The sequence below is a fragment of the Tepidimonas ignava genome (assembly GCF_004342625.1).
GTDB lineage: Bacteria > Pseudomonadota > Gammaproteobacteria > Burkholderiales > Burkholderiaceae_C > Tepidimonas > Tepidimonas ignava.
In genome coordinates this window covers 84,712-106,948 of sequence record NZ_SMAH01000002.1, presented here as the reverse complement: position 1 = coordinate 106,948, position 22,237 = coordinate 84,712, and the positions used below count along the sequence as shown (strand labels likewise).

Sequence of the window (22,237 nt, the reverse complement as noted above, 5' to 3'; positions counted from 1 at the left end):
GCCCATGGATGCAGTCGAAGCAACCGCGTCGTCGCGCGGCGGCGTGCCCTTGGCCGAACTGGTTCAAGCGCTGGGTGGGCAGCTCGAAGGCTGCGCAGCGCGCCGGGTGCAGCGCCTGGCCGCCTTGGCCGACGCCGATGAGCACGGCCTGTCCTTCGTGGCGCACCCGCGCTACCAGGCGCAGTTGCAGGCCAGCCGTGCCGGGGCGGTGATCGCAAGCCCAGCGTTGGCGCCGCAGGTCCTGCAACGGCCCGACCCACCGCCCGGAGGGTGGGCGGCGTGGGTGGTGCCCGACCCCTACGCGACCTTTGCCGCCGTGACGCGCTGGTGGCGCGCCCACGTGCAGCCGCGGCCCGCGTGGCGGGGGGTGCACCCCAGCGCCTGGATCGACCCCGGGGCGCGGGTCGATGCCGAGGCGCACGTCGGTCCGTTTGCCGTCATCGAAGCCGGCGCCACGGTGGAGGCTGGGGCTGAGATCGGCGCCCACGCCCACGTGCAGGCCCGCGCGCATGTGGGCCCAGGCACGCGACTGGGCGCGCACGTGGTGCTGGGGTACGACTGCCGCATCGGCGCGCGCGGCATCGTGCACGGTGGCACCGTCATCGGCGCCGATGGCTTTGGCTTTGCGCCCGTCCCCCATGAGGGTGGCCGCCGCTGGGACAAAATCGAGCAGCTCGGCGCGGTGCGCATCGGCGACGATGTGGAAATCGGCGCCAACTGCTGCATCGACCGCGGGGCGCTGGGCGATACGGTGCTGGAGGATGGTGTCAAGCTCGACAACCTGATCCAGATTGGTCACAACGTGCGCGTGGGGCGCCACACCGCGATGGCGGGCTGTGTGGGCATCGCGGGTTCGGCGCGCATCGGCGCCTTTTGCACGCTGGGCGGCGGCGCCATCGTGCTGGGCCACCTGGAGCTGGCCGACCACGTGCACATTTCGGCCGCCTCGGTGGTGATGCGCTCGATCCTGCAGCCGGGGCAGTACAGCGGCATCTTCCCCATCGACGACAATCGCGCCTGGGAAAAAAACGCCGCCACGCTGCGCCAGCTGCACGCGCTGCGCGAGCGCCTCAAGGTCCTGGAACGACGCACTGCACCATGACGATGGACATTCATCAGATCCTCAAGCAACTGCCGCACCGCTACCCGATCCTGCTGGTCGACCGCGTGCTGGACATCCACAAGGGCGTCTCGATTCGGGCGCTGAAAAACGTCACGATCAACGAGCCGGTGTTCACCGGGCACTTCCCGCACCGGCCGGTGTTTCCGGGCGTGCTGATGCTGGAGGCGCTGGCGCAAACCGCGGCGTTGCTGGCGTTTGACACGCTGGGCGTGACGCCGGACGACAAGACCGTGTACTACTTTGCCGGCATCGACGGTGCGCGCTTCAAGCGCCCGGTGGAGCCCGGTGACCAGTTGGTGATGGAGGTCACGTTGCAGCGCATGAAGGCGGGCATCTTCAAGTTCGGTGCGGTCGCCCGCGTGGGCGACGAAGTGGCCTGCGAAGCCGAACTCATGTGCACCATGCGCACGATCGCCTGAGCCCAGGGGCACGCTGCCGATGGCCACCATCCACCCCACCGCGCTGGTCGACCCGCGCGCCGAGCTGGACACCGACGTCGAGATCGGGCCCTACACCATCGTTGGCCCGCACGTGCGCATCGGCACCGGCACACGCGTGGCGGCGCACTGCGTGATCGAGGGCCGCACGACCATTGGCCCGCACAACCGCATCTACCCGTTTGTCAGCTTGGGGCTGCCGAGCCAGGACAAAAAATACGCAGGCGAGCCGTGCGAGCTCGTCATCGGTGCGCGCAACACCATCCGCGAATACAGCACCTACCACATTGGCACCGTGCAGGGTGGTGGCGTGACGCGCCTGGGTGACGACAACTGGATGATGGCCTACACCCACCTGGCGCACGACTGCGTGGTGGGCAACCACTGCATTTTTGCCAACAACGCGCAGTTGGCCGGCCACGTGCAGGTGGGCGATTGGGTGATTTTGGGCGGCTTCACCGTGGTGCACCAGTTCGTGCGCATCGGCGCGCACGCGATGACGGCGATGTGCGCGCTGCTGTTTGCCGACGTGCCACCGTTCGTGATGGCTCAGGGGCAGCCGGCGCAGGCCCGGTCGATGAATTTCGAGGGCCTGCGCCGTCGCGGCTTTGGGCCCGAGCGCATCGCGGCCGTCAAGGCGATGCACAAGGCCCTGTACCGCGAGGGCCTGACGTTGCCGCAGGCGGACGAGCGCATCGCCGCGCTGGCGCAGCGCTACCCCGCGGCCCAGGACGACGTGGCGCTGATGCGGGCGTTTTTGGCTGGAGTCGATCCGCAACGCGGCATCGTGCGCAGCCGTCGTGGCGGCGAGGCGTGAGCCCAGCGTGGGGCACCGCGTGGAGGGCAGGGCAGCGGCGATGAGCGCAAACGCCAGCCGTTGGATGGCGCTGGTGGCCGGCGAGGCCTCCGGCGATGTGCTGGCCGCGCAGCTGCTGCAGGGGTTGCGTGCGCACTGGCCGGGGCTGCGCGCCGCAGGCATCGGCGGGCCCGCGCTGCAGGCGCAGGGGTTCGAAGCGTGGTGGCCCAGCGAGCGGCTGGCCGTGCGTGGCTACGTGGAGGTGCTGCGGCACTACCGCGCCATCGTGGCCATGCGCCGCGCGCTCAAGCAGCGGTTGTTGCAAGAGCGGCCGGCGCTGTTCGTGGGGGTTGATGCGCCCGACTTCAACCTGCCGCTGGAAGCCGACCTGCGCGCGGCCGGTGTGCGCACCGTGCACTTCGTCGCCCCCGCGATTTGGGCGTGGCGGCCCGAGCGTGTGGAGCTGATTCGGCGTGCCTGTGACCATGTGCTGTGCATTTTTCCGTTCGAGCCGGCGTTGCTGGCCGAGCACGGCATCGCCGCCACCTACGTCGGCCATCCGCTGGCCAGTGTCATCCCGGCGCAGCCCGACCAGGCCGCCGCGCGCCAGGCGCTGGGCGTGCCGATGGACGCGGCTGTGGTGGCGTTGCTGCCGGGCAGCCGGCGCGCCGAAATCGACCACCTGCTGCCGCGCATGCTGGCCGCCGCCCAGCGCATGCGACAGCAACGGCCTGCGCTGCGCTTCGTGCTGCCGGCGGTGCCGGCGCTGCGCAGCGTGATCCTGCAGCACCTGCAGCGGGCGGCGGCCAGCGCCTGGGTGAAGGTGCTTGATGGGCAGTCGCACACGGCGCTGGCGGCGTGCGACGTCACGCTCGTGGCCAGCGGCACGGCCACGCTGGAAGCCGCGCTGTTCAAACGCCCGATGGTGATCGCGTACCACATGCACCCACTGTCGTGGTGGATCACGCGGCGCAAGATGCGCCAGCCGTGGGTGGGCTTGCCTAACATTTTGTGCCGCGACTTCGTGGTGCCGGAACTGCTGCAGGACGCTGCCACACCCGCAGCGCTGGCGCAGGCGACGTTGGCGTGGCTGGCCGATGATGCTGCCACCCAGGCGCGACGGCGGGCACTGCAGCAGCGCTTCGCGGCGCTGCACGACGAGCTGCGCCGCGACACCGTCGGCGCGGCGCTGCAGGTGCTGCGCCCCATGCTGGAGGGGGCGACATGAGCACCACCCGACGCGTGGCCCGGACCAGCGTTCAGCTCGACCTGTGGACGCCGGGCGCGGGTGGCCTGGTCGCCGGGGTCGATGAAGCCGGGCGAGGGCCGTTGGCCGGCCCGGTGGTGGCGGCCGCTGTCATTCTGGACGAGCGACGTCCGATCGACGGCGTGGCCGACTCCAAGGCGCTGACCGCCTTGCAGCGCGAGCGGCTGTTCGAGCGCATCCACGCCGACGCGGTTGGCGTTGGGGTGGGGGTGGCCACGGTGGAGGAAATCGACCGCCTCAACATTTTGCAAGCCACCCTGCTGGCGATGCAGCGGGCCGTCGCGGCCCTGCCATGCGCGCCGGCGCGGGTGCGGGTGGATGGCAACCGGGTCCCCCACCTGCCGATGCCAGCCGAGGCGGTGGTGCGTGGGGACGCCACGGTGGCGGCCATCGCCGCGGCTTCCATCGTGGCCAAGGTGACACGCGACCGGCTGATGGACGCGCTGCACGCCGCGTACCCGCAGTACGGCTTCGACCGCCACCGCGGTTACGGCACCGCAGCGCATCTGGCGGCCTTGCGTCGCCTGGGGGCGACGCCGGCCCATCGGCGCAGTTTCGCTCCCGTGGCGCGCGTGTTGGCCGCCCAGGAGGCGGTGGCATGACCGGCGCCGCGCCGACGGAGCCGATCGCCTCGCGCGACAACCCGCGTTTCAAGCGGCTGCGTCGCCTGGTCGAGGATGCCGGCGCCTACCGCCGCGAAGGGGTGGTGTGGCTGGAAGGTGACCATCTGGTGCGTGCGCTGCTGGCCAGCGGGCAGCGGCCGAAGGCGGTGGCGCTGACACCCGCGGCGGCGCCGCTGCTGACCGAGCTGCGCAAGCAGGGGCTGCCCGCCGAGGTGCCGCTGTGGTGGATGACCCCGGCGCTGATGGGACAGTTGAGCACCCTGGCCAGCCCGACCGCCCTGGGGGCGCTGGCCCCTCTGCCCGCCGTGCCTGATCTGAGTGCGGTCGCGCCCACCGTCGTGCTGGACCGGGTGCAAGACCCGGGCAACGTCGGCTCCATCCTGCGCACCGCGGCGGCCATGGGGTTCGGGCAGGTCGTGGCGCTCAAGGGCAGCGCGGCGTTGTGGTCGCCCAAGGTGGTGCGCGCGGGCATGGGGGCGCATTTTGCGCTGCGCTTGCTGGAGGGTGTGGAGCGCGCGGCGCTGGCAGCGTTGCGCGTGCCACTGCTGGCCACCAGCTCGCACGCCGGCGTGTGGTTGCACCAAGCGCCGTTGCCGTGGCCGTGCGCCTGGGTGTTCGGGCACGAAGGGCAGGGCGTCGACGCCGCGCTGCTGCGGCAGGCGAGCCTGAGCGTGCGCATCGCGCAGCCAGGTGGGCAAGAGTCGCTCAACGTGGCCGCCGCGGCGGCGATCTGCCTGCACGCCAGCGCCGTGGCGTGTGGGGGGCACGCGCCACCCGACGACGGCCCTATGCTGCGGCGCAGCGAGCGACGGCTATAATCAAAAAGTTTATCCAGACCCGACACCGCCACCCCACAGCGCGCGCAACCTGCGTGCTGCGGGCCATGGGCGGTCGGCGCCCAAGCGCCACCGTCGGTGTCCCCATTCCTCCTGGAGTCCCGCACCGTGTTTCCCGTTGTTGCACCCGCCCTCCTTGCGCTTGCCGACGGCACGGTCTTTGAGGGGGTGTCGATCGGCGCGCCCGGTCGCACCTGCGGCGAGGTGGTGTTCAACACCGCCATCACCGGTTATCAGGAAATCCTCACCGACCCGAGCTACCGTCAACAGCTCGTGACGCTGACGTACCCGCACATCGGCAACGTCGGCGTCAACGCCGAGGATGTGGAGTCCGGCGCCATCCAGGCCGCCGGCCTGATCATCAAAGACCTGCCCCTGTTGCACTCCAACTTCCGTGCTGAACAAGCCCTGAGCGCGTACCTGCGCCGCGAGGGGGTCGTGGCCGTCGCGGGCATCGACACCCGCGCGTTGACCCGCCGGTTGCGCGAGCACGGGGCGCAAAACGGCGCCATCGTCGCTCTCGAGGTCGGGCAGGCCATCACCGACGAGGTGCGTGGCCAAGCCGTGGCCGCGGCGCGTGGGGCCCCCAGCATGGCCGGGTTGGACCTGGCGCAGGTGGTCAGCACGGCGCAGCCGTACGAGTGGACCGAAACCGAATGGCGCTTGCAGCGCGACGACGGCACGCCCGGCTACGGCCGTTTGACCGCGGCGCGCTGGCACGTGGTGGCCTATGACTTTGGCGTCAAGCGCAACATCTTGCGCATGCTGGCCGAGCGCGGCTGCCGCGTGACCGTGGTGCCGGCCAAAACGCCCGCGTCTGACGTGCTGGCGCTGCGCCCCGATGGCGTGTTTCTCTCCAACGGCCCCGGCGACCCCGAGCCGTGCGACTACGCCATCGCGGCCGCCGCCACCATCATCGAGCGCGGCGTGCCCACCTTTGGCATCTGCCTGGGACACCAAATCATGGCGCTGGCCAGTGGGGCGCGCACGTTCAAGATGAAGTTTGGCCACCACGGCGCCAACCACCCGGTCAAGGACCTGGACAGTGGGCGTGTCAGCATCACCAGCCAAAACCACGGCTTTGCCGTCGACGAGGCCAGCCTGCCGGCGCACCTGCGCGCCACCCACGTCAGCCTGTTCGACGGCACGCTGCAGGGCATCGCCCGCACCGACCGACCGGCGTTTGGCTTTCAGGGGCACCCCGAAGCCAGTCCCGGTCCGCACGACATCGCCTACCTGTTCGACCGCTTCGTCGCCCTGATGCAAGCGCACCAGGCCGCCTGAACGCCGCGCCGCAACGCCAACCGGACACGCCATGCTGGGCATCACCGACCTGACCACCTTCGTCATCGGCACTATCGTCATCGTGCTGTTGCCGGGGCCGAATTCGATGTACGTGCTGTCGGTGGCGTCGCGCCACGGCGTGTGGCGTGGCTACCAGGCGGCGTGCGGCGTGTTCGTCGGCGACACCATCCTGATGGCGCTGTCGGCAGCGGGCTTGGCGTCGGTGCTGACGGCCAACCCGTGGGTGTTCATGGCGGTCAAGTACGCAGGCGCGGCCTACTTGGCCTGGATTGGCCTGGGGTTGCTGCGCGGGGCGTGGCAGGGCTGGCGCGCAGGCGCAGCCGGCCCCGTGCGCGTGGACACGACGCCCGCCGCCGAGCCGGCCTTGCCCAGCAACGGGTGGCGCGCAGCGCTGGGCAGCCCGTTTCGGCGCGCGCTGTCGATCAGCCTGCTCAACCCCAAGGCGATCTTTTTCTTCATCTCGTTTTTTGTGCAGTTCGTGGACCCCGCCTACCCCTGGCCCGTGATCAGTTTCGTGGCGCTGGGGACCATCGTGCAGGTGGCCAGCGCGCTGTACCTCAGTGCCTTGATCTTTGCCGGTGACCGGCTGGCGCAGGCTTTTCGTGCCCGCCGCCAGCTGGCCGCGGTGCTCAACGCCGTGGTGGGTGGCGTGTTCATCGGTTTTGGTGTGCGCCTGGCACGCGCGACCTCCCCCTGATCGAACCACCCGTCAGGCATTCCGCTCGACATCATGCCCAAGCGACAAGACCTCCGCAGCATCCTCATCATCGGCGCCGGCCCCATCGTCATCGGGCAGGCGTGCGAGTTCGACTACTCCGGCGTGCAGGCCTGCAAGGCCCTGCGCGAGGAGGGCTACCGCGTCATCCTGATCAACAGCAACCCGGCCACGATCATGACCGACCCGGCCACGGCCGACGCGGTCTACATCGAGCCGATCACGTGGCAGACGGTCGAAAAAATCATCGCCAAGGAGCGCCCCGACGCCATCCTGCCGACGATGGGCGGGCAAACCGCGCTCAACTGCGCGCTGGACCTGTGGCGCAACGGGGTGTTGCACAAATACAAGTGCGAGCTGATCGGCGCCAGCCCCGAGGCCATCGACAAGGCCGAAGACCGGCAAAAGTTCAAGGAGGCGATGACGCGCATCGGCCTGGAATCGGCGCGCTCAGGCATCGCCCACAGCATGGAAGAGGCGTGGGCGGTGCAGCGGGTGGTGGGCTTTCCGGCCGTGATCCGCCCTAGCTTCACGCTGGGCGGCACCGGTGGCGGCATCGCCTACAACCCGGAAGAATTCGAAACCATCTGCAAGCGCGGGCTGGAAGCCTCGCCGACCAGCGAGCTGTTGATTGAAGAATCGCTGGTGGGCTGGAAAGAGTTCGAGATGGAGGTCGTGCGCGACCGCGCCGACAACTGCATCATCGTGTGCTCGATCGAAAACCTCGACCCGATGGGCGTGCACACGGGCGATTCGATCACCGTGGCGCCGGCGCAGACGCTGACCGACAAGGAGTACCAGCGCATGCGCGACGCCTCGATCGCGGTGCTGCGCGAAATCGGTGTCGACACCGGTGGCTCCAACGTGCAGTTCGCGATCAACCCGCGCGACGGGCGCATGATCGTCATCGAGATGAACCCGCGCGTGAGCCGCTCCTCGGCGCTGGCGTCCAAGGCCACCGGGTTCCCGATTGCCAAGGTGGCGGCCAAGCTGGCCGTGGGCTACACGCTCGATGAGCTGCGCAACGAGATCACCGGCGGCGCCACGCCAGCGTCGTTCGAGCCCACGATCGACTACGTCGTCACCAAAATCCCGCGCTTTGCGTTCGAGAAGTTCCCGCAGGCCAACGACCGCCTGACCACGCAGATGAAATCGGTGGGCGAGGTCATGGCCATCGGTCGCACGTTCCAGGAAAGCTTCCAAAAAGCCTTGCGCGGGCTGGAAGTGGGCGTGGACGGCATGAACGAAAAAACCCAGGACCGCGAAACGCTGGAGCGCGAGCTGGGTGAACCGGGGCCGGAGCGCATCTGGTACGTGGGCGACGCCTTCGCGGCCGGCTGGACGCTGGACGAGGTGCACCACTTCACCAAAATCGACAAGTGGTTCCTGGCGCAGATCCAGGAGATCGTGCAGATCGAGCTGGCGCTGGATCGCCACACCGCCCAGCACGGGGCGCAGGCGCTGCAGGCGCTGGACGCCGCCACGCTGCGCACGCTCAAGCGCAAAGGCTTTTCCGACCGGCGGCTGGCCAAGCTGCTGGCCAGCACCGAAGACGCGGTGCGCGCGCGCCGCCACGCGTTGGGCATCCGCCCGGTGTACAAGCGCGTGGACACCTGCGCGGCCGAGTTCGCCAGCCACACCGCCTACATGTACTCGACCTACGAGGACGAGTGCGAAGCCCAGCCCAGCCAGCGGCGCAAGATCATCGTGCTCGGCGGCGGCCCCAACCGCATCGGCCAGGGCATCGAGTTCGACTACTGCTGTGTGCACGCGGCGCTGGCGCTGCGCGAAGACGGTTTCGAGACCATCATGGTCAACTGCAACCCCGAAACCGTCTCGACCGACTACGACACCTCGGACCGGCTGTACTTCGAGCCGTTGACGCTGGAGGACGTGCTGGAAATCGTCGCCGTCGAGCGGCCCGAGGGTGTCATCGTGCAATACGGCGGGCAGACCCCGCTGAAACTGGCGCTGGGGCTGGAGCGCGCGGGCGTGCCCATCATCGGCACCAGCCCCGACATGATCGACGCCGCCGAGGACCGCGAGCGCTTCCAGCAAATGCTGCACCGGCTGGGGCTCAAGCAGCCCCCCAACGCCACCGCCCGCACCGAGGACGAAGCGATGGCCAAGGCGGCCGAGCTGGGCTACCCGTTGGTGGTTCGTCCCAGCTACGTGCTGGGCGGGCGTGCCATGGAGATCGTGCACGAGCCGCGCGACCTGGAGCGCTACATGCGCGAAGCGGTCAAGGTCAGCAACGACTCGCCGGTGCTGCTGGACCGCTTCCTCAACGACGCCATCGAATGCGACGTCGATTGCGTGCGCGACGCCAGCGGGCAGGTGCTGATCGGCGGCGTGATGGAGCACATCGAGCAGGCGGGGGTGCACTCGGGCGACTCGGCCTGCTCGCTGCCGCCGTACTACCTGAGCGCGGCCACGGTGGCCGAGATCAAGCGGCAGACTGCGGCGCTGGCTGAGGCCTTGCAGGTGGTGGGGCTGATGAACGTGCAGTTCGCCATCCAGGAGGTGGACGACGGCGGCGCCAAGCGAGACGTGATCTACGTGCTGGAGGTCAACCCGCGCGCCAGCCGCACCGTGCCGTTTGTCTCCAAGGCCACGGGCATCCCGCTGGCCAAGGTGGCGGCGCGCTGCATGGCGGGGCAGACGCTGGCGGCGCAGGGCATCACGCGCGAGGTCACCCCGCCGTACTTCAGCGTCAAGGAGGCGGTGTTCCCGTTCGTCAAATTCCCCGGCGTCGACACCATCCTGGGGCCGGAGATGAAGTCCACCGGCGAGGTGATGGGCGTGGGCCGCACGTTTGGCGAAGCGTTTGTCAAAAGCCAGCTCGGCGCCGGCGTGCGCCTGCCGCGGCCAACCGATGCGGTGCGCAAGATCTTTTTGTCGGTCAAGCCCAGCGACAAGGTGCGGGTGGTGCCCATCGCGCGCGAGCTGGCGGCCATGGGCTTTGAGCTCGTGGCCACGCGCGGCACCGCCGCGGCGATCCAGGCCGCGGGCATCGCCTGCACGGTGGTCAACAAGGTCACCGAAGGGCGGCCCAACATCGTCGACATGATCAAAAACGGCGAAATCGCCATGGTCATCAACACCGTGGAGGAGCGCCGCAACGCGATTGCCGACTCGCGCTACATCCGTGTGGCGTCGCTGGCCAACCGTGTGACCACCTTCACCACCATCTTCGGGGCCGAAGCCGCCGTCGAGGGCATGAAGGTCATGGACGACCTGCCGGTGCACTCGCTGGCCGAGCTCCATGCCCAGTTGACCTGATGGCGCCGCGCCGATTTGGCGCTATCATCACGGCATTCGACGACCGCACCGCCGACCGGCAACGTTCGGCGGTTTGCTTTTGTAGGGACGAACCCCATGCCGACCATTCCGTTGACCAAACGTGGTGCCGACAAGCTCAAGGAGGAGCTGCACCGCCTCAAGACCGTCGAGCGTCCAGCCGTGATCCAGGCCATCGCCGAAGCGCGTGCGCAGGGCGACCTGAGCGAGAACGCCGAGTACGACGCCGCCAAGGATCGCCAGGGCTTCATCGAAGGGCGCATCAAGGAAATCGAGGGCAAGCTGGCCGCGGCCCAGGTCATCGACCCGGCGTCGCTCGACGCCGGCGGTAAGGTGGTGTTTGGCGCCACCGTCGAGCTGGAGGATCAAGACAGCGGCGAGACCGTCACCTACCAAATCGTCGGTGAGGACGAGGCCGACCTCAAGTTGGGGTTGATCAACGTGTCCAGCCCGATCGCGCGCGCCCTCATCGGCAAGGAGGAAGGCGACGTGGCTGAGGTGCAGGCGCCCGGCGGCGTGCGCCGGTACGAAATCGTGGCCGTGCGCTACGAGTGAGGGCGGCTGCCGTGCCTCAGCTTGCCCAAGCCTGGACGCAACGCTGGCCGCTGCTGGTGGCGGCGCTGTGGTGGGGCGCGGTGACGGCCTGGAGCTTTGGGGCGGTGCCGCTGGTGTTTGCGCACTTCAACAACCCGGCCGTGGCCGGAGGGTTCGCGGCGCGCTTGTTCCAGTACCAATCGTGGTTGAGTGTGGTCGCGGCGCTGCTGTTGTTGCTGTGGGGGCGCGCGCAGCGCGGCCGGGGTCAAGCGGGCGATGCCAGTTGGGCGCTGTTGCCGTGGTTGCTGCTGGGGGCGCTGGCTGGGTTGGTGCAGGAGTTTGGCGTGGCGCAGCGCATCCTGACGGCCCGCCAAACCGGCGCCAGCCTGGCGCTGTGGCACAGCGTGGGCAGTGCGCTGGTGCTGCTGCAGTGGCTGTGCGCGCTGCGCGCGCTGTGGTGGTTCGCGGGGCGGCGACCGCCCGGTTGATCGCTCCAGCCTCGGCCTGGGTGGTGGTGCCGGGCGCCTCCGAGAGAAGGCATGGCATACTTGCCCCATGAAAGTCAGCGAGGTGCTGGAGCTGCTGCGGCGCGACGGTTGGCAGTTGGTGGCGACGCGAGGCAGTCACCGGCAATTCAAGCATCCGTCCAAGCCCGGGCGGGTGACGGTTGCTGGCAAGCCAAGCGACGATCTTGCACCGGCGACGCTTAACAGCATCCTCAAGCAGGCAGCCCTGAAAGGTTGAAGCCATGCGCTACGCGATCGTCATTGAAAAAGCCGGCAACAATTATTCTGGTTACGTGCCTGATCTGCCCGGCTGCATCGCCACGGGGGCGACGGTCGAGGAGACAGAAGCGGAATTGCTGGCCGCCATTCAATTTCACCTCGATGGGCTGCGGCAGGACGGCGTGGCGCCGCCCCCCGCGCACAGCGTGGTCGAGTACATGTTTGTCCCGGCCTGACCGCCCACCCGGGCTGGCGTGCCCGCCCGGCGACTTGGCAGGGCTCAGCCTGCTGCGCGCTCGGCCGCCTCGACGGTGTTGAGCAGCAGCATCGCGATCGTCATCGGCCCCACGCCGCCCGGCACCGGGGTGATCCAGCCGGCGACCTCGCGCACGGCGTCGAAGTCGACGTCGCCGCACAGTTTGCCGTCAGGCAGGCGGTTGATGCCGACGTCCAGCACCACCGCGCCGGGTTTGACCATGTCCGCGGTGAGCATGCGCGGGCGCCCCACCGCGGCCACGATGACGTCGGCCTGGCGCGTGTGGTGCGCGAGGTTGGCCGTGGCGCTGTGGCAGATGGTCACCGTGGCGTTGGCCTGCAGCAGCAGCAGGGCCATGGGTTTGCCGACGATGTTGCTGCGGCCGATGACCACCGCGTGCTTGCCGCGCAGCTCGATGCCGATGTGCTCCAGCATCTTCATGCAGCCGTACGGCGTGCACGGCCAGTAGCCACGCTGGCCCACCAGCAACGCGCCGGCGTTGGCCACATGGAAACCATCGACGTCCTTGGCCGGTGCAATGGCTTCGATAACGCGCTGCGCGTCGATGTGGGGCGGCAGCGGCAACTGCACCAGGATGCCGTGGATGGTGGGGTCGGCGTTGAGGGCCGCGATGCGCGCCAGCAGCTCGTCTTGGGTCAGGCTGGCCGGGTAGGTTTCCAGCACCGAATGGATGCCGGCTTCGCCGCAGGCCTTGACTTTGTTGCGCACGTACACCTGGCTGGCGGGGTCGTCGCCGACCAGGATCACGGCCAAACCGGGGCGGTGGCCGCGCGCGGCCAGGGCAGCAGCGCGCTCCGCGACACGGGCGCGCCATTGGCGGGCCAGCGCCACGCCGTCGATCAGTTGGGCGGTCATCGGTTCAAACCTTGGTTGGCGGCACGGGCGCCAGTGCGATCTTGAGCAGGTCGGCCACGGTGTTGGCGCCCAACTTTTCCATGATGTTGGCGCGGTGCGCCTCCACCGTCTTGATGCTGATGCCGAGGTCGTCGGCGATTTGTTTGTTGAGCCGACCGGCAACGATGCGCTCCAACACCTGCGACTCGCGCGTGGTCAGCTTGGCCAGCAGGGCTTCGCGGGTGGCGGCTTGCTGGTGCACGGCGAAGGCTTCGCGCGCGCGTTGCAGCATCTTGTCCACCAGCGCCAACAACTGCGCTTCGTCGAACGGTTTTTGGATGAAGTCCACCGCCCCTTTTTTCATCGACGCCACCGCCATGGGGACGTCGCCGTGGCCGGTGATGAAGCAAATTGGCAAGGGCGACTGCCGCTCCAGCAGCCGGTCTTGCAGCTCCAGGCCGGTCATGCCGCCCATGCGGATGTCGGCGATCAGGCAGGCCACTTCGCGCGGGTCGTAACGAGCCAAAAAGGCCTCGGCCGATTCAAAGCTGCGCACGCGGTAGTCCTGTCCCTCCAGCAGCCACTGCAGCGAGTCGCGCACGGCCTCGTCGTCATCGACCACGTAAACGGTTCCGCGTTTCGGGTTCAGGCTCATCGTCATCCTAGTGTGGGCAAGGTGAGGGCGCCGCGCGTGTCCGCGTCGGGCGCTGGCGCGGCCGCCGCGGGCAGCCAGACACTGAATTCACAGCCGGCCACCACGCTGCCATTGTAGAGGTTGCGCGCGTGCAGCCGGCCATGGTGCGACTCGACGATCGAGCGGCACAACTTCAGGCCGATGCCCATGCCATCGGCCTTGGTGCTGTAAAAGGCGTCGTAAATGCGCTCAAGCTGTTCGGGCGGGATGCCGCAGCCGTTGTCGCGCACGACGAACTCCACCCCATCGCGCTCGTCGAGGCGGCGCGGCGTGATGGTGAGCTCGACCTGACGCTGGCCGGGCGGGCGTTGGGCGCATTGGATGGATTCGCCGGCGTTTTTGAGCAGGTTGATCAACACCTGCTCGATCAGGATCGGGTCCACCATCAACGCGGGCAGCCGCTCGGCTTGGTAGACGTTGAGGCGCACCAGATGGCGCTTGAGCTCGATGGTGGCCAATTCGACCGCGTTGGCCACGATCTGGCCGACGTCGGCCAGGGTGAGTTGCGGTTCACTCTTTTTGACGAAGGCGCGGATGCGTTGGATGATGGAGCCCGCGCGCTGCGCTTGGCGCGCGGTTTTTTCCAGCGCCACCAGCATGTCCTCGGGATCGGCGCGGCCGCTGCGCAGGCGGCTGATGAGACCGTTGGCGTAGTTGCTGATCGCTGTCAGCGGCTGGTTGAGCTCGTGTGCGACGCTGGAGGCCATCTCGCCCATCGTGATCAGACGGCTGGCCGTGGCGGCGCGCTCGGCTTGCTGCTGCGCTTGCTCCTCGGCCAAACGGCGCGCGGTGATGTCGGTGGCGATCAGCATCTGCACCAGGCGGCCGTCGACCCAGGTGAGGTAGCGGGTGCGCAGCTCCAGCCATTTGCCCAGTTCCGGCACGTGGATCTGCGCGTGCTCGGCGACGGCTTCCACCAGCGCGTCGGCGGGCAGGCCGACTAGGTGATCCACGTGGTCGTTGACGTCCTGCGCCGGCAGCACCGGCACCGCGGCGCACAACTCCAGTAACCGCTCGTGCCCCGCCGAGCCGTCGCCGAACCAGTTGCGGTACATGCGGTTGGCAAACAGCAGCTCATGGCTGTGCAGCGGCGCCACCGAGATGGCCTCGTCCAGACTGTCCAGCACGGTGGCGAAACGGTCGTACGAGGCCGTCAACTCCTCGCGGATGCGGCGCGGCTCGGTGATGTCGGTCATCGACGTCATCCAGCCGGTTTGCCGCCCCTGCGGGTCGATCAGCGGCGAGACGTACATGCGCGCGTAGAAGATGCTGCCGTTTTTGCGCTTGACCGGCACCTCGAAGCCGCCGGGTGTGTTGCGGCCGGAGATTTCGTCTTGCAGCCGCGCCATCAGCTGCTCGTGCTCGGTTTCGGGCCAGTACGGGAACGGCGCGGTGGCGCCGATCAGCTCCTCTTCGCTCCAGCCGGTCATGTCGCAAAAGGCGCGGTTGACGTAGGTGATGCGCCCTTGCATGTCCAGCGCGCGCATGCCCGTCAGCATGGAGTTTTCCATGGCGCGGCGAAAGTTGGTTTCGGCCAACAGGGCGCGTTGCGCCTGCAGCCGACGGCGCGTGTGGCGCAGGTTGGCCACCAGCATCCACAGCGTGGCCGCGCTCATCGCCCCCACCAGCCAAAACAGCGCCTCGGCGGTGCGGTCACGCTCGCCGCGCACCGCGTGCAACCGCACCAGCACGCTGTTGCCCACGGGCGACAAGGCCAGGGCGTGGCTCTGGGGCTGCGCGCCCCACGGCAGCAGCGGCCACACGCCGTGGGGGCGTGGGGGCAGCGGGTCGCCCGCCAGCACCCGGTCGCTGTCGTCCACGAGCGTGACGGTGTAGCGCGCCAGCAGCTCGGGGGGCACACCGTAGCGCAGCAGGGCGTCGAGCGCCAGTTCCGCCAACACGACCCCGCCAAAGCGGCGCTGGTTTTCGAACGGAACGGCCAGCAGCAGCACCCACCCGCCGTCGCTGCTGCGCTGCGGTTTGGAGTACATGGGCTGGTGCAGGTCGCGCGCCAGCTCGATGACGCCGCCGCCCAGCCCAGGCGCCAGCCGCTCGCCCGCGCGGCGCGTGGATCCATTCAACGTGGGGGCGCCGTAGCCCGTGACGACCTCGCGGTAGGCGTCCACCCAGTACAGGGCGGTGAGCTCCGGGTGTTGCAGCACGAGGCTTTCGGCCTGGGCGACGAAGGCGGTCTCCTCCACCGTGCGGTTGGCAATGTCGCGCGCCAGCCGCATCGCCTGCTCTTGCCGCTCGAGCAACCGCAGGCGCAGCCGCTGTTGGGCGTACTCGGTGTCGCGCACCACCGCTTCGCGCTCGCGCGCCGCGTCCTCGCGCGTGAAATACACCAGCGCCACCCCGATGGCGCCGAGAAACAGCAGCAGCGACACCACCGGCCCCGCCATGGCCAGCCGGTCCTGTTGCTGCGGTGGCAGCCGGTGCCACCACCGCTGCCACGCCAGCAGCGGCCGACGCCACCACGGTGGCGCCGTCGAGCGCTCGTGCATCGTGCCCATCGTGGCGGGGAGTTTAGGGCAAACCCGAACACCGCGCCGGTCGGGGCGGTGCTGCGTGGTGTGACCCCGACGGTGGGGGGTGTGTGGGAAGGTATGCGCGAAATACCATATAGTGAAATAAAACATCGTCATTTGGAAAGACGCGTTTTTTGTGCGACACTTCGTGACAAGCCGGCCGCCGCGCCGTACCCTTTGAGTCGTGTCACCCCGTGGAGACGCTGCCATGTCCGAACCGAACACCCCGATTTCCCCGTTGGTCGCCCCCGACGCCGATCCCCAAGAGACGCGCGAGTGGCTCGAAGCGCTCGATGCGGTCATCGAGCGCGAGGGGCCCGAGCGGGCGCACTACCTGCTGGAGCAGCTCCTCGAAGAAGCGCGCGAGCACAGCATCGATCTGCCGTTTTCGGCCACCACGGGCTACGTCAACACCATCGAACCCGACGAAGAGGAGCGCAGCCCCGGCAACCTGGAGCTGGAGGGGCGGCTGCGCGCGTACATGCGCTGGAACGCGATGGCGATGGTCGTCAAGGCCAACCGGCTCGAGTCCCCCGACGGCAGCGAGCTGGGCGGGCACATCAGCTCGTTTCAGTCGCTGGCGCACCTGCTGGCGTGCGGCTTCAACCACTTCTGGCACGCCGACGACACCGACGCTGGCGGCACCCACGGGGGCGATCTGCTGTACATCCAGGGGCACAGCGCGCCCGGCATCTACGCGCGGGCGTTTCTGGAGGGGCGCATCACCGAAGAGCAGTTGCTGAACTTCCGCCAGGAGGTCGAAGGCAAGGGGCTGTCCAGCTACCCCCACCCCAAGCTGATGCCCGAGTTTTGGCAGTTCCCCACGGTGTCGATGGGGCTAGGCCCGATCATGGGCATCTACCAGGCGCGGTTCTTGAAGTACCTGCACGCGCGCGGCATCGCCGACACCTCGCGGCGCAAGGTTTGGGTGTTCTGCGGCGACGGTGAAATGGACGAGCCTGAGAGCATGGGCGCCATCGGCCTGGCCGCGCGCGAGGGGCTGGACAACCTGATTTTCGTCGTCAACTGCAACCTGCAGCGGCTGGACGGCCCGGTGCGGGGCAACGGCAAGATCATCCAGGAGCTGGAGGGCGAGTTCCGCGGCGCGGGTTGGAACGTCATCAAGCTGCTGTGGGGCAGCAACTGGGACCCGCTGCTGGCGCGCGACAAAGAGGGCGTGCTGCGGCGCATCATGATGGAAACGCTCGACGGCGACTACCAGGCGTTCAAGGCCAACGACGGCGCCTATGTGCGCAAGCACTTCTTTGGCCGCCACCCCAAGGCGCTGGAGCTGGTGGCCAAGATGAGCGACGAAGACATCTGGGCGTTGCGCCGTGGCGGGCATGACGCCCACAAGGTGTACGCGGCGTTTCACCGCGCGTACCACCACAAGGGCCAGCCCACGGTGATCCTGGTCAAAACCGTCAAGGGCTACGGCATGGGCCGCGCCGGCGAAGGCAAAAACACCGCGCACCAGACCAAAAAGCTCAGCGACGAGGATATCCGCTACTTCCGCGACCGCTTCAACATCCCGATCCCCGACAGCGAGCTGCCCAAGATCCCGTTTTACAAGCCGGCCGACGACACGCCGGAGATGAAATACCTGCACGAGCGCCGCAAGGCGTTGGGCGGCTACCTGCCCAAGCGGCGCGTCAAGAGCGACGAGCAGTTCACGGTGCCGGCGCTGGAAAACTTCCAGGCGCTGCTGGAGCCCACGGCCGAGGGGCGCGAAATCTCCACCACCCAGGCCTACGTGCGCTTCCTGACGCAGCTGCTGCGCGACAAGGCGCTGGGGCCACGCGTGGTGCCGATCCTGGTCGATGAGGCGCGCACCTTCGGCATGGAGGGCTTGTTCCGCCAGATCGGCATCTACAACCCCAAGGGCCAGCTGTACACCCCGGTGGACAAAGACCAGGTGATGTACTACCGCGAGGACCAGGCCGGCCAAATCCTCCAAGAAGGCATCAACGAGGCGGGGGGGATGAGCTCGTGGATCGCGGCGGCGACGTCGTACTCGACGAACAACCGCATCATGATCCCGTTTTTCATCTACTACTCGATGTTCGGGTTCCAGCGCTTCGGGGACCTGGCCTGGGCGGCGGGCGATATGCAGGCGCGCGGCTTTTTGCTGGGCGGCACCTCGGGGCGCACGACGCTCAACGGCGAGGGGCTGCAGCACCAGGATGGCCACAGCCACATGATCGCGGCCACCATCCCCAACTGCATCAGCTACGACCCCACGTTTGCGCACGAGGTGGCGGTGATCTTGCACCATGGCCTCAAGCGCATGGTCGAGCAGCAGGACAACGTCTTTTTCTACATCACGCTGCTCAACGAAAACTACGCCCACCCGGGCCTGCAACCGGGCACGGAAGCGCAAATCATTCAAGGCATGTACCTGTTGCGCGAGGGCCCGAAGCTGACCCCGCGTGTGCAGCTGCTGGGCAGTGGCGCGATCCTGCGCGAGTCGTTGGAAGCGCAAACGCTGCTGGCGCGCGACTGGGGCGTGGCGGCCAACGTGTGGAGCTGCCCGAGTTTGACGCAACTGGCGCGTGAGGGCCACGACTGCGAGCGCTGGAACATGTTGCACCCCACCGCCGAGCCGCGCGTGCCGTTTGTCACGCGCCAGTTGGCCGAGCACCCGGGGCCGGTGGTGGCCTCCACCGACTACGTGCGGGCCTACGCGGAGCAAATCCGTCCCTTCATCCCGGCCGGCCGCCCCTACAAGGTGCTGGGCACCGACGGCTTTGGCCGCAGCGACTTCCGCTGGCGGCTGCGGCGTCACTTCGAGGTCGACCGCCACTACATCACGGTGGCGGCGCTCAAAGCACTGGCCGAGCAGGGCGCCGTGCCGGCCAGCCGCGTGGCCGAGGCAATTGCCAAGTACGGCATCGACGCCGACAAGATCAACCCGCTGTACGCCTGAGGGCAGGGAGGAGTGACCATGGCCGTGGTGGAAGTGAAGGTTCCGGACATTGGGGACTTCAAGGATGTGGCGGTGATCGAGGTGCTGGTGCAGCCTGGGCAGAGGGTGGAGGTTGACCAGTCGCTGATCACGGTGGAGTCGGACAAGGCGTCGATGGAGATACCGTCGAGCCATGCGGGGGTGGTGCAGGAGCTGCGGGTCAAGCTTGGGGACAAGGTGTCGGAGGGGTCGGTGATTGCGCTGCTGCAGGTCGAGGGTGCGGTGGCGCAGGGCGAGCCGGCGCCGCTGTCCAGTGTGGTGGCGCCCGCTGCGGTGGTGGCTGAGGCCGCAACCTCGCCGGCGGCTGCGGCCGCGGCGCCTGCGGCTGCAACGCCCCCTGCTGCCCCTGCCGCACCGGCGGCGCTCACCCCCCCGCCGGCGCCAGCCGGGGTGGGGGCACACGAGCCGACCCGTGCGCCGGTGGGGTTGCCCCACGCGTCGCCGTCGGTGCGCAAGCTGGCGCGCGAGCTTGGCGTGCCACTGGACGAGGTGCGTGGCAGCGGCCCCAAAGGGCGCATCACCGCCGAGGATGTGCAGGCTTTCACCCGGGCCGTCATGCGCGGTGAGCAGCAGACCCGCGCGCAGCTGGCCAAAGCCGCTGCGCCTGCAGCCGCGCAAGGTGGCGACGGCGCGGCGCTGGGCCTGCTGCCGTGGCCGAAAGTGGACTTTGCCAAGTTCGGCCCGATCGAGCGGCGTGAGCTCAGCCGCATCAAGCGCATCAGCGGCGCCAACCTGATGCGCAACGCCGTGATGATCCCCGCCGTCACCAACCACGACGACGCCGACGTCACCGAGCTGGAGGCCTTCCGCGTCCAGCTCAACAAAGAGTACGAAAAGCAGGGCATCAAAGTCACGATGCTGGCCTTTCTGATCAAGGCCTGCGTGGCGGCGTTGAAAAAATTCCCCGAGTTCAACAGCTCGCTCGACGTCGAAGGTGGCAGCGAGGCGCTGATCCTCAAAAACTACTGGCACATTGGCTTTGCCGCCGACACGCCCAACGGGTTGGTGGTGCCGGTGGTGCGCGACGCCGACCGCAAGGGCGTGCTGCAGATCGCGCAGGAAACGGCCGAGCTGGCCAAAAAAGCCCGCGACGGCAAGCTCAGCCCCGCAGAGATGAGCGGCGCGACGTTCACCATCACCAGCCTGGGCGGCATCGGCGGGCGCTACTTCACGCCCATCATCAACGCGCCAGAGGTGGCCATCCTGGGGGTGTGCAAGGCGCGCACCGAGCCGGTGTGGAACGGCCAGACGTTCGTGCCGCGGCTGATGTTGCCGCTGTCGCTGACGTGGGACCACCGCGTCATCGACGGCGCGGCCGCGGCGCGCTTCAACGCCTACCTCGGTCAATTGCTGGCCGATTTCCGTCGCATCGTACTCTGAGAGGGGAGGGTAACCATGGCGCTGGTGGAAGTGAAGGTACCGGACATTGGGGACTTCAAGGATGTGGCGGTGATTGAGGTGCTGGTGCAGCCTGGGCAGAGGGTGGAGGTTGACCAGTCGCTGATTACGGTGGAGTCGGACAAGGCGTCGATGGAGATACCGTCGAGCCATGCGGGGGTGGTGCAGGAGCTGCGGGTCAAGCTGGGCGACAAGGTGTCGGAGGGCTCGGTGATTGCGCTGCTGCAAACGGAGGCGGCGCAGGCGCCAGCACCGGCGGGCAGCGCCGCTGCGGCGCCCGTGGCCGCGGCGACGCCAGCGGCCGCCCCTGCAACGACCATGCCCCCCGCGGCGGACGCGGGGACGTCGGCGGCGGTTGGCCGCGCTTCTTACGACGGTGCGGTGGACCTTGCGTGCGACGTGCTGGTGCTGGGCGGCGGCCCCGGCGGGTACTCGGCCGCGTTTCGCGCGGCCGACCTGGGCCTGAAGGTGGTGCTGGTGGAACGCTACCCGTCGTTGGGCGGGGTCTGCCTCAACGTCGGTTGCATTCCCAGCAAGGCGTTGCTGCATGTGGCCGCGGTCATCGACGAAGCGCGGCATCTGGCCGGCGCCGGTGTGACGTTCGGCGCGCCGCAGATCGACCTGGCCGGCCTGCGCGCGCACAAGGACGGCGTGATCGGCAAGCTGACAGCGGGTCTGGCCGCGATGGCCAAGATGCGCAAGGTGACGGTGCTGCGTGGCTACGGTGTCTTCGTTGGGCCGCACCACGTGGCGGTGGAGGAAACCACCGGCGCCGGCCAGGACAAGACCGGTCGCCAACAGGTGGTCGCGTTCAAACGCTGCATCGTGGCGGCCGGCTCACAAGCGGTGCGCTTGCCCTTTTTGCCGCAGGACGAGCGCGTGGTCGACTCCACCGGCGCGCTGCAATTGTCGCGGGTGCCCGAGCGCATGTTGATCATCGGCGGCGGCATCATCGGGCTGGAGATGGGCACGGTCTACAGCACGTTGGGCGCGCGGCTGGAGGTGGTCGAGATGCAAGACGGCTTGATGCCCGGTGCCGACCGCGACCTGGTCAAGGTGTGGCAGCGCCTCAATGCGCCGCGCTTCGACGCGATCCGCTTGCGCACGCGCACCGTGGCGGCCGAGGCCACGGCCGATGGCATCCGCGTGCAGTTCGAAGCGGCCGACGGCAGCCGCAGCGAGGGCGTGTACGACCTGGTGTTGCAAGCCGTGGGGCGCGCGCCCAATGGGCGCAAGATCGGCGCCGAGGCTGCGGGGTTGCCGGTGGAGGAGCGTGGCTTTATCCGCGTCGATCGCCAGATGCGCACCGCCGTGCCGCACATCTTCGCCATCGGCGATATCGTGGGCCAGCCGATGCTGGCGCACAAGGCCGTGCACGAGGGTCATGTGGCCGCGGAGGTCATCGCGGGCGAGCTGCTGGGCGATGAGCAGCTCGCGCGCACCGCGTTCGACGCCCGCGTCGTGCCCAGTGTGGCCTACACCGACCCCGAAATCGCCTGGGTCGGCCTGACCGAAGACCAGGCCAGGGCGCAAGGCATCGCCGTGGACAAAGGCCTGTTTCCGTGGAGCGCCTCGGGACGCGCGATCGCCAACCGGCGCGACGAAGGGTTCACCAAACTGCTGTTCGACAAGGCCACGCACCGCATCGTGGGCGGCGGCATCGTCGGCGTGCACGCGGGTGACATGATCGGCGAGGTGGCGCTGGCCATCGAGATGGGGGCGGACGCGGTGGACATCGGCCGCACCATCCACCCGCACCCGACGTTGGGTGAAACCATCGGGCTGGCGGCCGAGGCCGCCCACGGCGCGTGCACCGATCTGCCCCCCGCGCGGCGCTGACCCGGCCGCCGCGGTGCGACCATTGTTGCATGCGCAAGCGC

General features: G+C 68.6%; 19 protein-coding genes. 16 read left to right on the top strand and 3 right to left on the bottom strand.

The window, feature by feature from the left end; translation table 11 throughout:
• Positions 1-4: 4 nt before the first annotated feature.
• From lpxD to EDC36_RS01800, 13 genes are all read left to right on the top strand, one after another.
• A complete protein-coding gene (lpxD, locus tag EDC36_RS01860; RefSeq protein ID WP_132961562.1) occupies positions 5-1,102 on the top strand; it encodes a UDP-3-O-(3-hydroxymyristoyl)glucosamine N-acyltransferase in 1,098 nt (365 codons plus the stop codon).
• A gap of 2 nt (positions 1,103-1,104) precedes the next feature.
• Positions 1,105-1,542 carry a 3-hydroxyacyl-ACP dehydratase FabZ gene (fabZ, locus tag EDC36_RS01855; protein WP_132961704.1) on the top strand — a complete coding sequence of 146 codons (438 nt, stop codon included), beginning with the start codon at positions 1,105-1,107 and terminating at the stop codon, positions 1,540-1,542.
• Positions 1,543-1,561: 19 nt separating this feature from the next.
• Positions 1,562-2,377 carry an acyl-ACP--UDP-N-acetylglucosamine O-acyltransferase gene (lpxA, locus tag EDC36_RS01850; RefSeq protein WP_132961561.1) on the top strand — a complete coding sequence of 272 codons (816 nt, stop codon included), beginning with the start codon at positions 1,562-1,564 and terminating at the stop codon, positions 2,375-2,377.
• A 40-nt stretch (positions 2,378-2,417) separates the two neighbouring features.
• Entirely contained in the window at positions 2,418-3,584 is a 1,167-nt protein-coding gene (lpxB, locus tag EDC36_RS01845) for a lipid-A-disaccharide synthase (RefSeq protein ID WP_185971184.1), read from the top strand.
• Entirely contained in the window at positions 3,581-4,225 is a 645-nt protein-coding gene (rnhB, locus tag EDC36_RS01840; protein WP_132961560.1) for a ribonuclease HII, read from the top strand. Before lpxB ends, rnhB begins: the two co-directional genes overlap by 4 nt.
• Positions 4,222-5,064, top strand: coding sequence for a TrmH family RNA methyltransferase (locus tag EDC36_RS01835; protein ID WP_132961559.1), 843 nt, complete (start codon positions 4,222-4,224; stop codon positions 5,062-5,064). Before rnhB ends, EDC36_RS01835 begins: the two co-directional genes overlap by 4 nt.
• 126 nt (positions 5,065-5,190) lie before the next feature.
• A complete protein-coding gene (gene carA, locus EDC36_RS01830; RefSeq protein WP_132961558.1) occupies positions 5,191-6,366 on the top strand; it encodes a glutamine-hydrolyzing carbamoyl-phosphate synthase small subunit in 1,176 nt (391 codons plus the stop codon).
• 31 nt (positions 6,367-6,397) lie between these two features.
• A complete protein-coding gene (gene leuE, locus EDC36_RS01825) occupies positions 6,398-7,084 on the top strand; it encodes a leucine efflux protein LeuE (protein ID WP_132961557.1) in 687 nt (228 codons plus the stop codon).
• Between the two features lie 33 nt (positions 7,085-7,117).
• Entirely contained in the window at positions 7,118-10,384 is a 3,267-nt protein-coding gene (gene carB / locus EDC36_RS01820) for a carbamoyl-phosphate synthase large subunit (protein WP_132961556.1), read from the top strand.
• Positions 10,385-10,480: 96 nt separating this feature from the next.
• Positions 10,481-10,957: a transcription elongation factor GreA gene (gene greA, locus EDC36_RS01815; protein ID WP_132961555.1), complete on the top strand. Its 477-nt coding sequence runs from the start codon at positions 10,481-10,483 to the stop codon at positions 10,955-10,957.
• Positions 10,958-10,968: 11 nt separating this feature from the next.
• Positions 10,969-11,424 (top strand): DUF4149 domain-containing protein, encoded by a 456-nt coding sequence (locus tag EDC36_RS01810; RefSeq protein ID WP_132961554.1) that lies wholly within the window; start codon positions 10,969-10,971, stop codon positions 11,422-11,424.
• Between the two features lie 67 nt (positions 11,425-11,491).
• Positions 11,492-11,680 (top strand): type II toxin-antitoxin system HicA family toxin, encoded by a 189-nt coding sequence (locus tag EDC36_RS01805; protein WP_132961553.1) that lies wholly within the window; start codon positions 11,492-11,494, stop codon positions 11,678-11,680.
• Positions 11,681-11,684: 4 nt separating this feature from the next.
• Complete coding sequence (locus tag EDC36_RS01800; protein WP_132961552.1) at positions 11,685-11,897, top strand: type II toxin-antitoxin system HicB family antitoxin; 213 nt, start codon at positions 11,685-11,687, stop codon at positions 11,895-11,897.
• Between the two features lie 44 nt (positions 11,898-11,941).
• On the opposite strand, the gene folD is transcribed toward EDC36_RS01800, so the two are convergent.
• Genes folD through EDC36_RS01785 form a run of 3 tightly spaced genes read right to left on the bottom strand, consistent with a single transcriptional unit; the run spans position 11,942 to position 15,970 of the window.
• Positions 11,942-12,793, bottom strand: a complete 852-nt coding sequence (gene folD / locus EDC36_RS01795; RefSeq protein ID WP_132961551.1) for a bifunctional methylenetetrahydrofolate dehydrogenase/methenyltetrahydrofolate cyclohydrolase FolD — start codon at positions 12,791-12,793, stop codon at positions 11,942-11,944.
• 4 nt (positions 12,794-12,797) lie between these two features.
• Positions 12,798-13,427, bottom strand: a complete 630-nt coding sequence (locus tag EDC36_RS01790; protein WP_132961550.1) for a response regulator transcription factor — start codon at positions 13,425-13,427, stop codon at positions 12,798-12,800.
• 2 nt (positions 13,428-13,429) lie between these two features.
• On the bottom strand, positions 13,430-15,970 hold the full coding sequence (locus EDC36_RS01785) for a PAS domain-containing sensor histidine kinase (RefSeq protein WP_243646430.1): 2,541 nt from the start codon (positions 15,968-15,970) through the stop codon (positions 13,430-13,432).
• 232 nt (positions 15,971-16,202) lie between these two features.
• On the opposite strand from EDC36_RS01785, the gene aceE reads away from it, so the two are divergent.
• Genes aceE through lpdA form a run of 3 tightly spaced genes read left to right on the top strand, consistent with a single transcriptional unit; the run spans position 16,203 to position 22,196 of the window.
• The gene (aceE, locus tag EDC36_RS01780; protein ID WP_132961548.1) at positions 16,203-18,920 is read left to right on the top strand and encodes a pyruvate dehydrogenase (acetyl-transferring), homodimeric type; all 2,718 of its coding nucleotides are present in this window, start codon (positions 16,203-16,205) and stop codon (positions 18,918-18,920) included.
• Between the two features lie 18 nt (positions 18,921-18,938).
• Positions 18,939-20,339 carry a dihydrolipoyllysine-residue acetyltransferase gene (gene aceF, locus EDC36_RS01775; protein WP_132961547.1) on the top strand — a complete coding sequence of 467 codons (1,401 nt, stop codon included), beginning with the start codon at positions 18,939-18,941 and terminating at the stop codon, positions 20,337-20,339.
• A gap of 15 nt (positions 20,340-20,354) precedes the next feature.
• The gene (gene lpdA / locus EDC36_RS01770; RefSeq protein WP_132961546.1) at positions 20,355-22,196 is read left to right on the top strand and encodes a dihydrolipoyl dehydrogenase; all 1,842 of its coding nucleotides are present in this window, start codon (positions 20,355-20,357) and stop codon (positions 22,194-22,196) included.
• Positions 22,197-22,237 lie beyond the last annotated feature (41 nt).

Bases quoted from the DNA above. Each gene is read 5' to 3' on its own strand.
- lpxD (WP_132961562.1), top strand. From the start codon at position 5: ATGGATGCAGTCGAAGCAACCGCGTCGTCGCGCGGCGGCGTGCCCTTG.
- fabZ (WP_132961704.1), top strand. From the start codon at position 1,105: ATGGACATTCATCAGATCCTCAAGCAACTGCCGCACCGCTACCCGATC.
- lpxA (WP_132961561.1), top strand. From the start codon at position 1,562: ATGGCCACCATCCACCCCACCGCGCTGGTCGACCCGCGCGCCGAGCTG.
- lpxB (WP_185971184.1), top strand. From the start codon at position 2,418: ATGAGCGCAAACGCCAGCCGTTGGATGGCGCTGGTGGCCGGCGAGGCC.
- rnhB (WP_132961560.1), top strand. From the start codon at position 3,581: ATGAGCACCACCCGACGCGTGGCCCGGACCAGCGTTCAGCTCGACCTG.
- EDC36_RS01835 (WP_132961559.1), top strand. From the start codon at position 4,222: ATGACCGGCGCCGCGCCGACGGAGCCGATCGCCTCGCGCGACAACCCG.
- leuE (WP_132961557.1), top strand. From the start codon at position 6,398: ATGCTGGGCATCACCGACCTGACCACCTTCGTCATCGGCACTATCGTC.
- carB (WP_132961556.1), top strand. From the start codon at position 7,118: ATGCCCAAGCGACAAGACCTCCGCAGCATCCTCATCATCGGCGCCGGC.
- greA (WP_132961555.1), top strand. From the start codon at position 10,481: ATGCCGACCATTCCGTTGACCAAACGTGGTGCCGACAAGCTCAAGGAG.
- EDC36_RS01805 (WP_132961553.1), top strand. From the start codon at position 11,492: ATGAAAGTCAGCGAGGTGCTGGAGCTGCTGCGGCGCGACGGTTGGCAG.
- EDC36_RS01800 (WP_132961552.1), top strand. From the start codon at position 11,685: ATGCGCTACGCGATCGTCATTGAAAAAGCCGGCAACAATTATTCTGGT.
- folD (WP_132961551.1), bottom strand. From the start codon at position 12,793: ATGACCGCCCAACTGATCGACGGCGTGGCGCTGGCCCGCCAATGGCGC.
- EDC36_RS01790 (WP_132961550.1), bottom strand. From the start codon at position 13,427: ATGAGCCTGAACCCGAAACGCGGAACCGTTTACGTGGTCGATGACGAC.
- EDC36_RS01785 (WP_243646430.1), bottom strand. From the start codon at position 15,970: ATGCACGAGCGCTCGACGGCGCCACCGTGGTGGCGTCGGCCGCTGCTG.
- aceE (WP_132961548.1), top strand. From the start codon at position 16,203: ATGTCCGAACCGAACACCCCGATTTCCCCGTTGGTCGCCCCCGACGCC.
- aceF (WP_132961547.1), top strand. From the start codon at position 18,939: ATGGCCGTGGTGGAAGTGAAGGTTCCGGACATTGGGGACTTCAAGGAT.
- lpdA (WP_132961546.1), top strand. From the start codon at position 20,355: ATGGCGCTGGTGGAAGTGAAGGTACCGGACATTGGGGACTTCAAGGAT.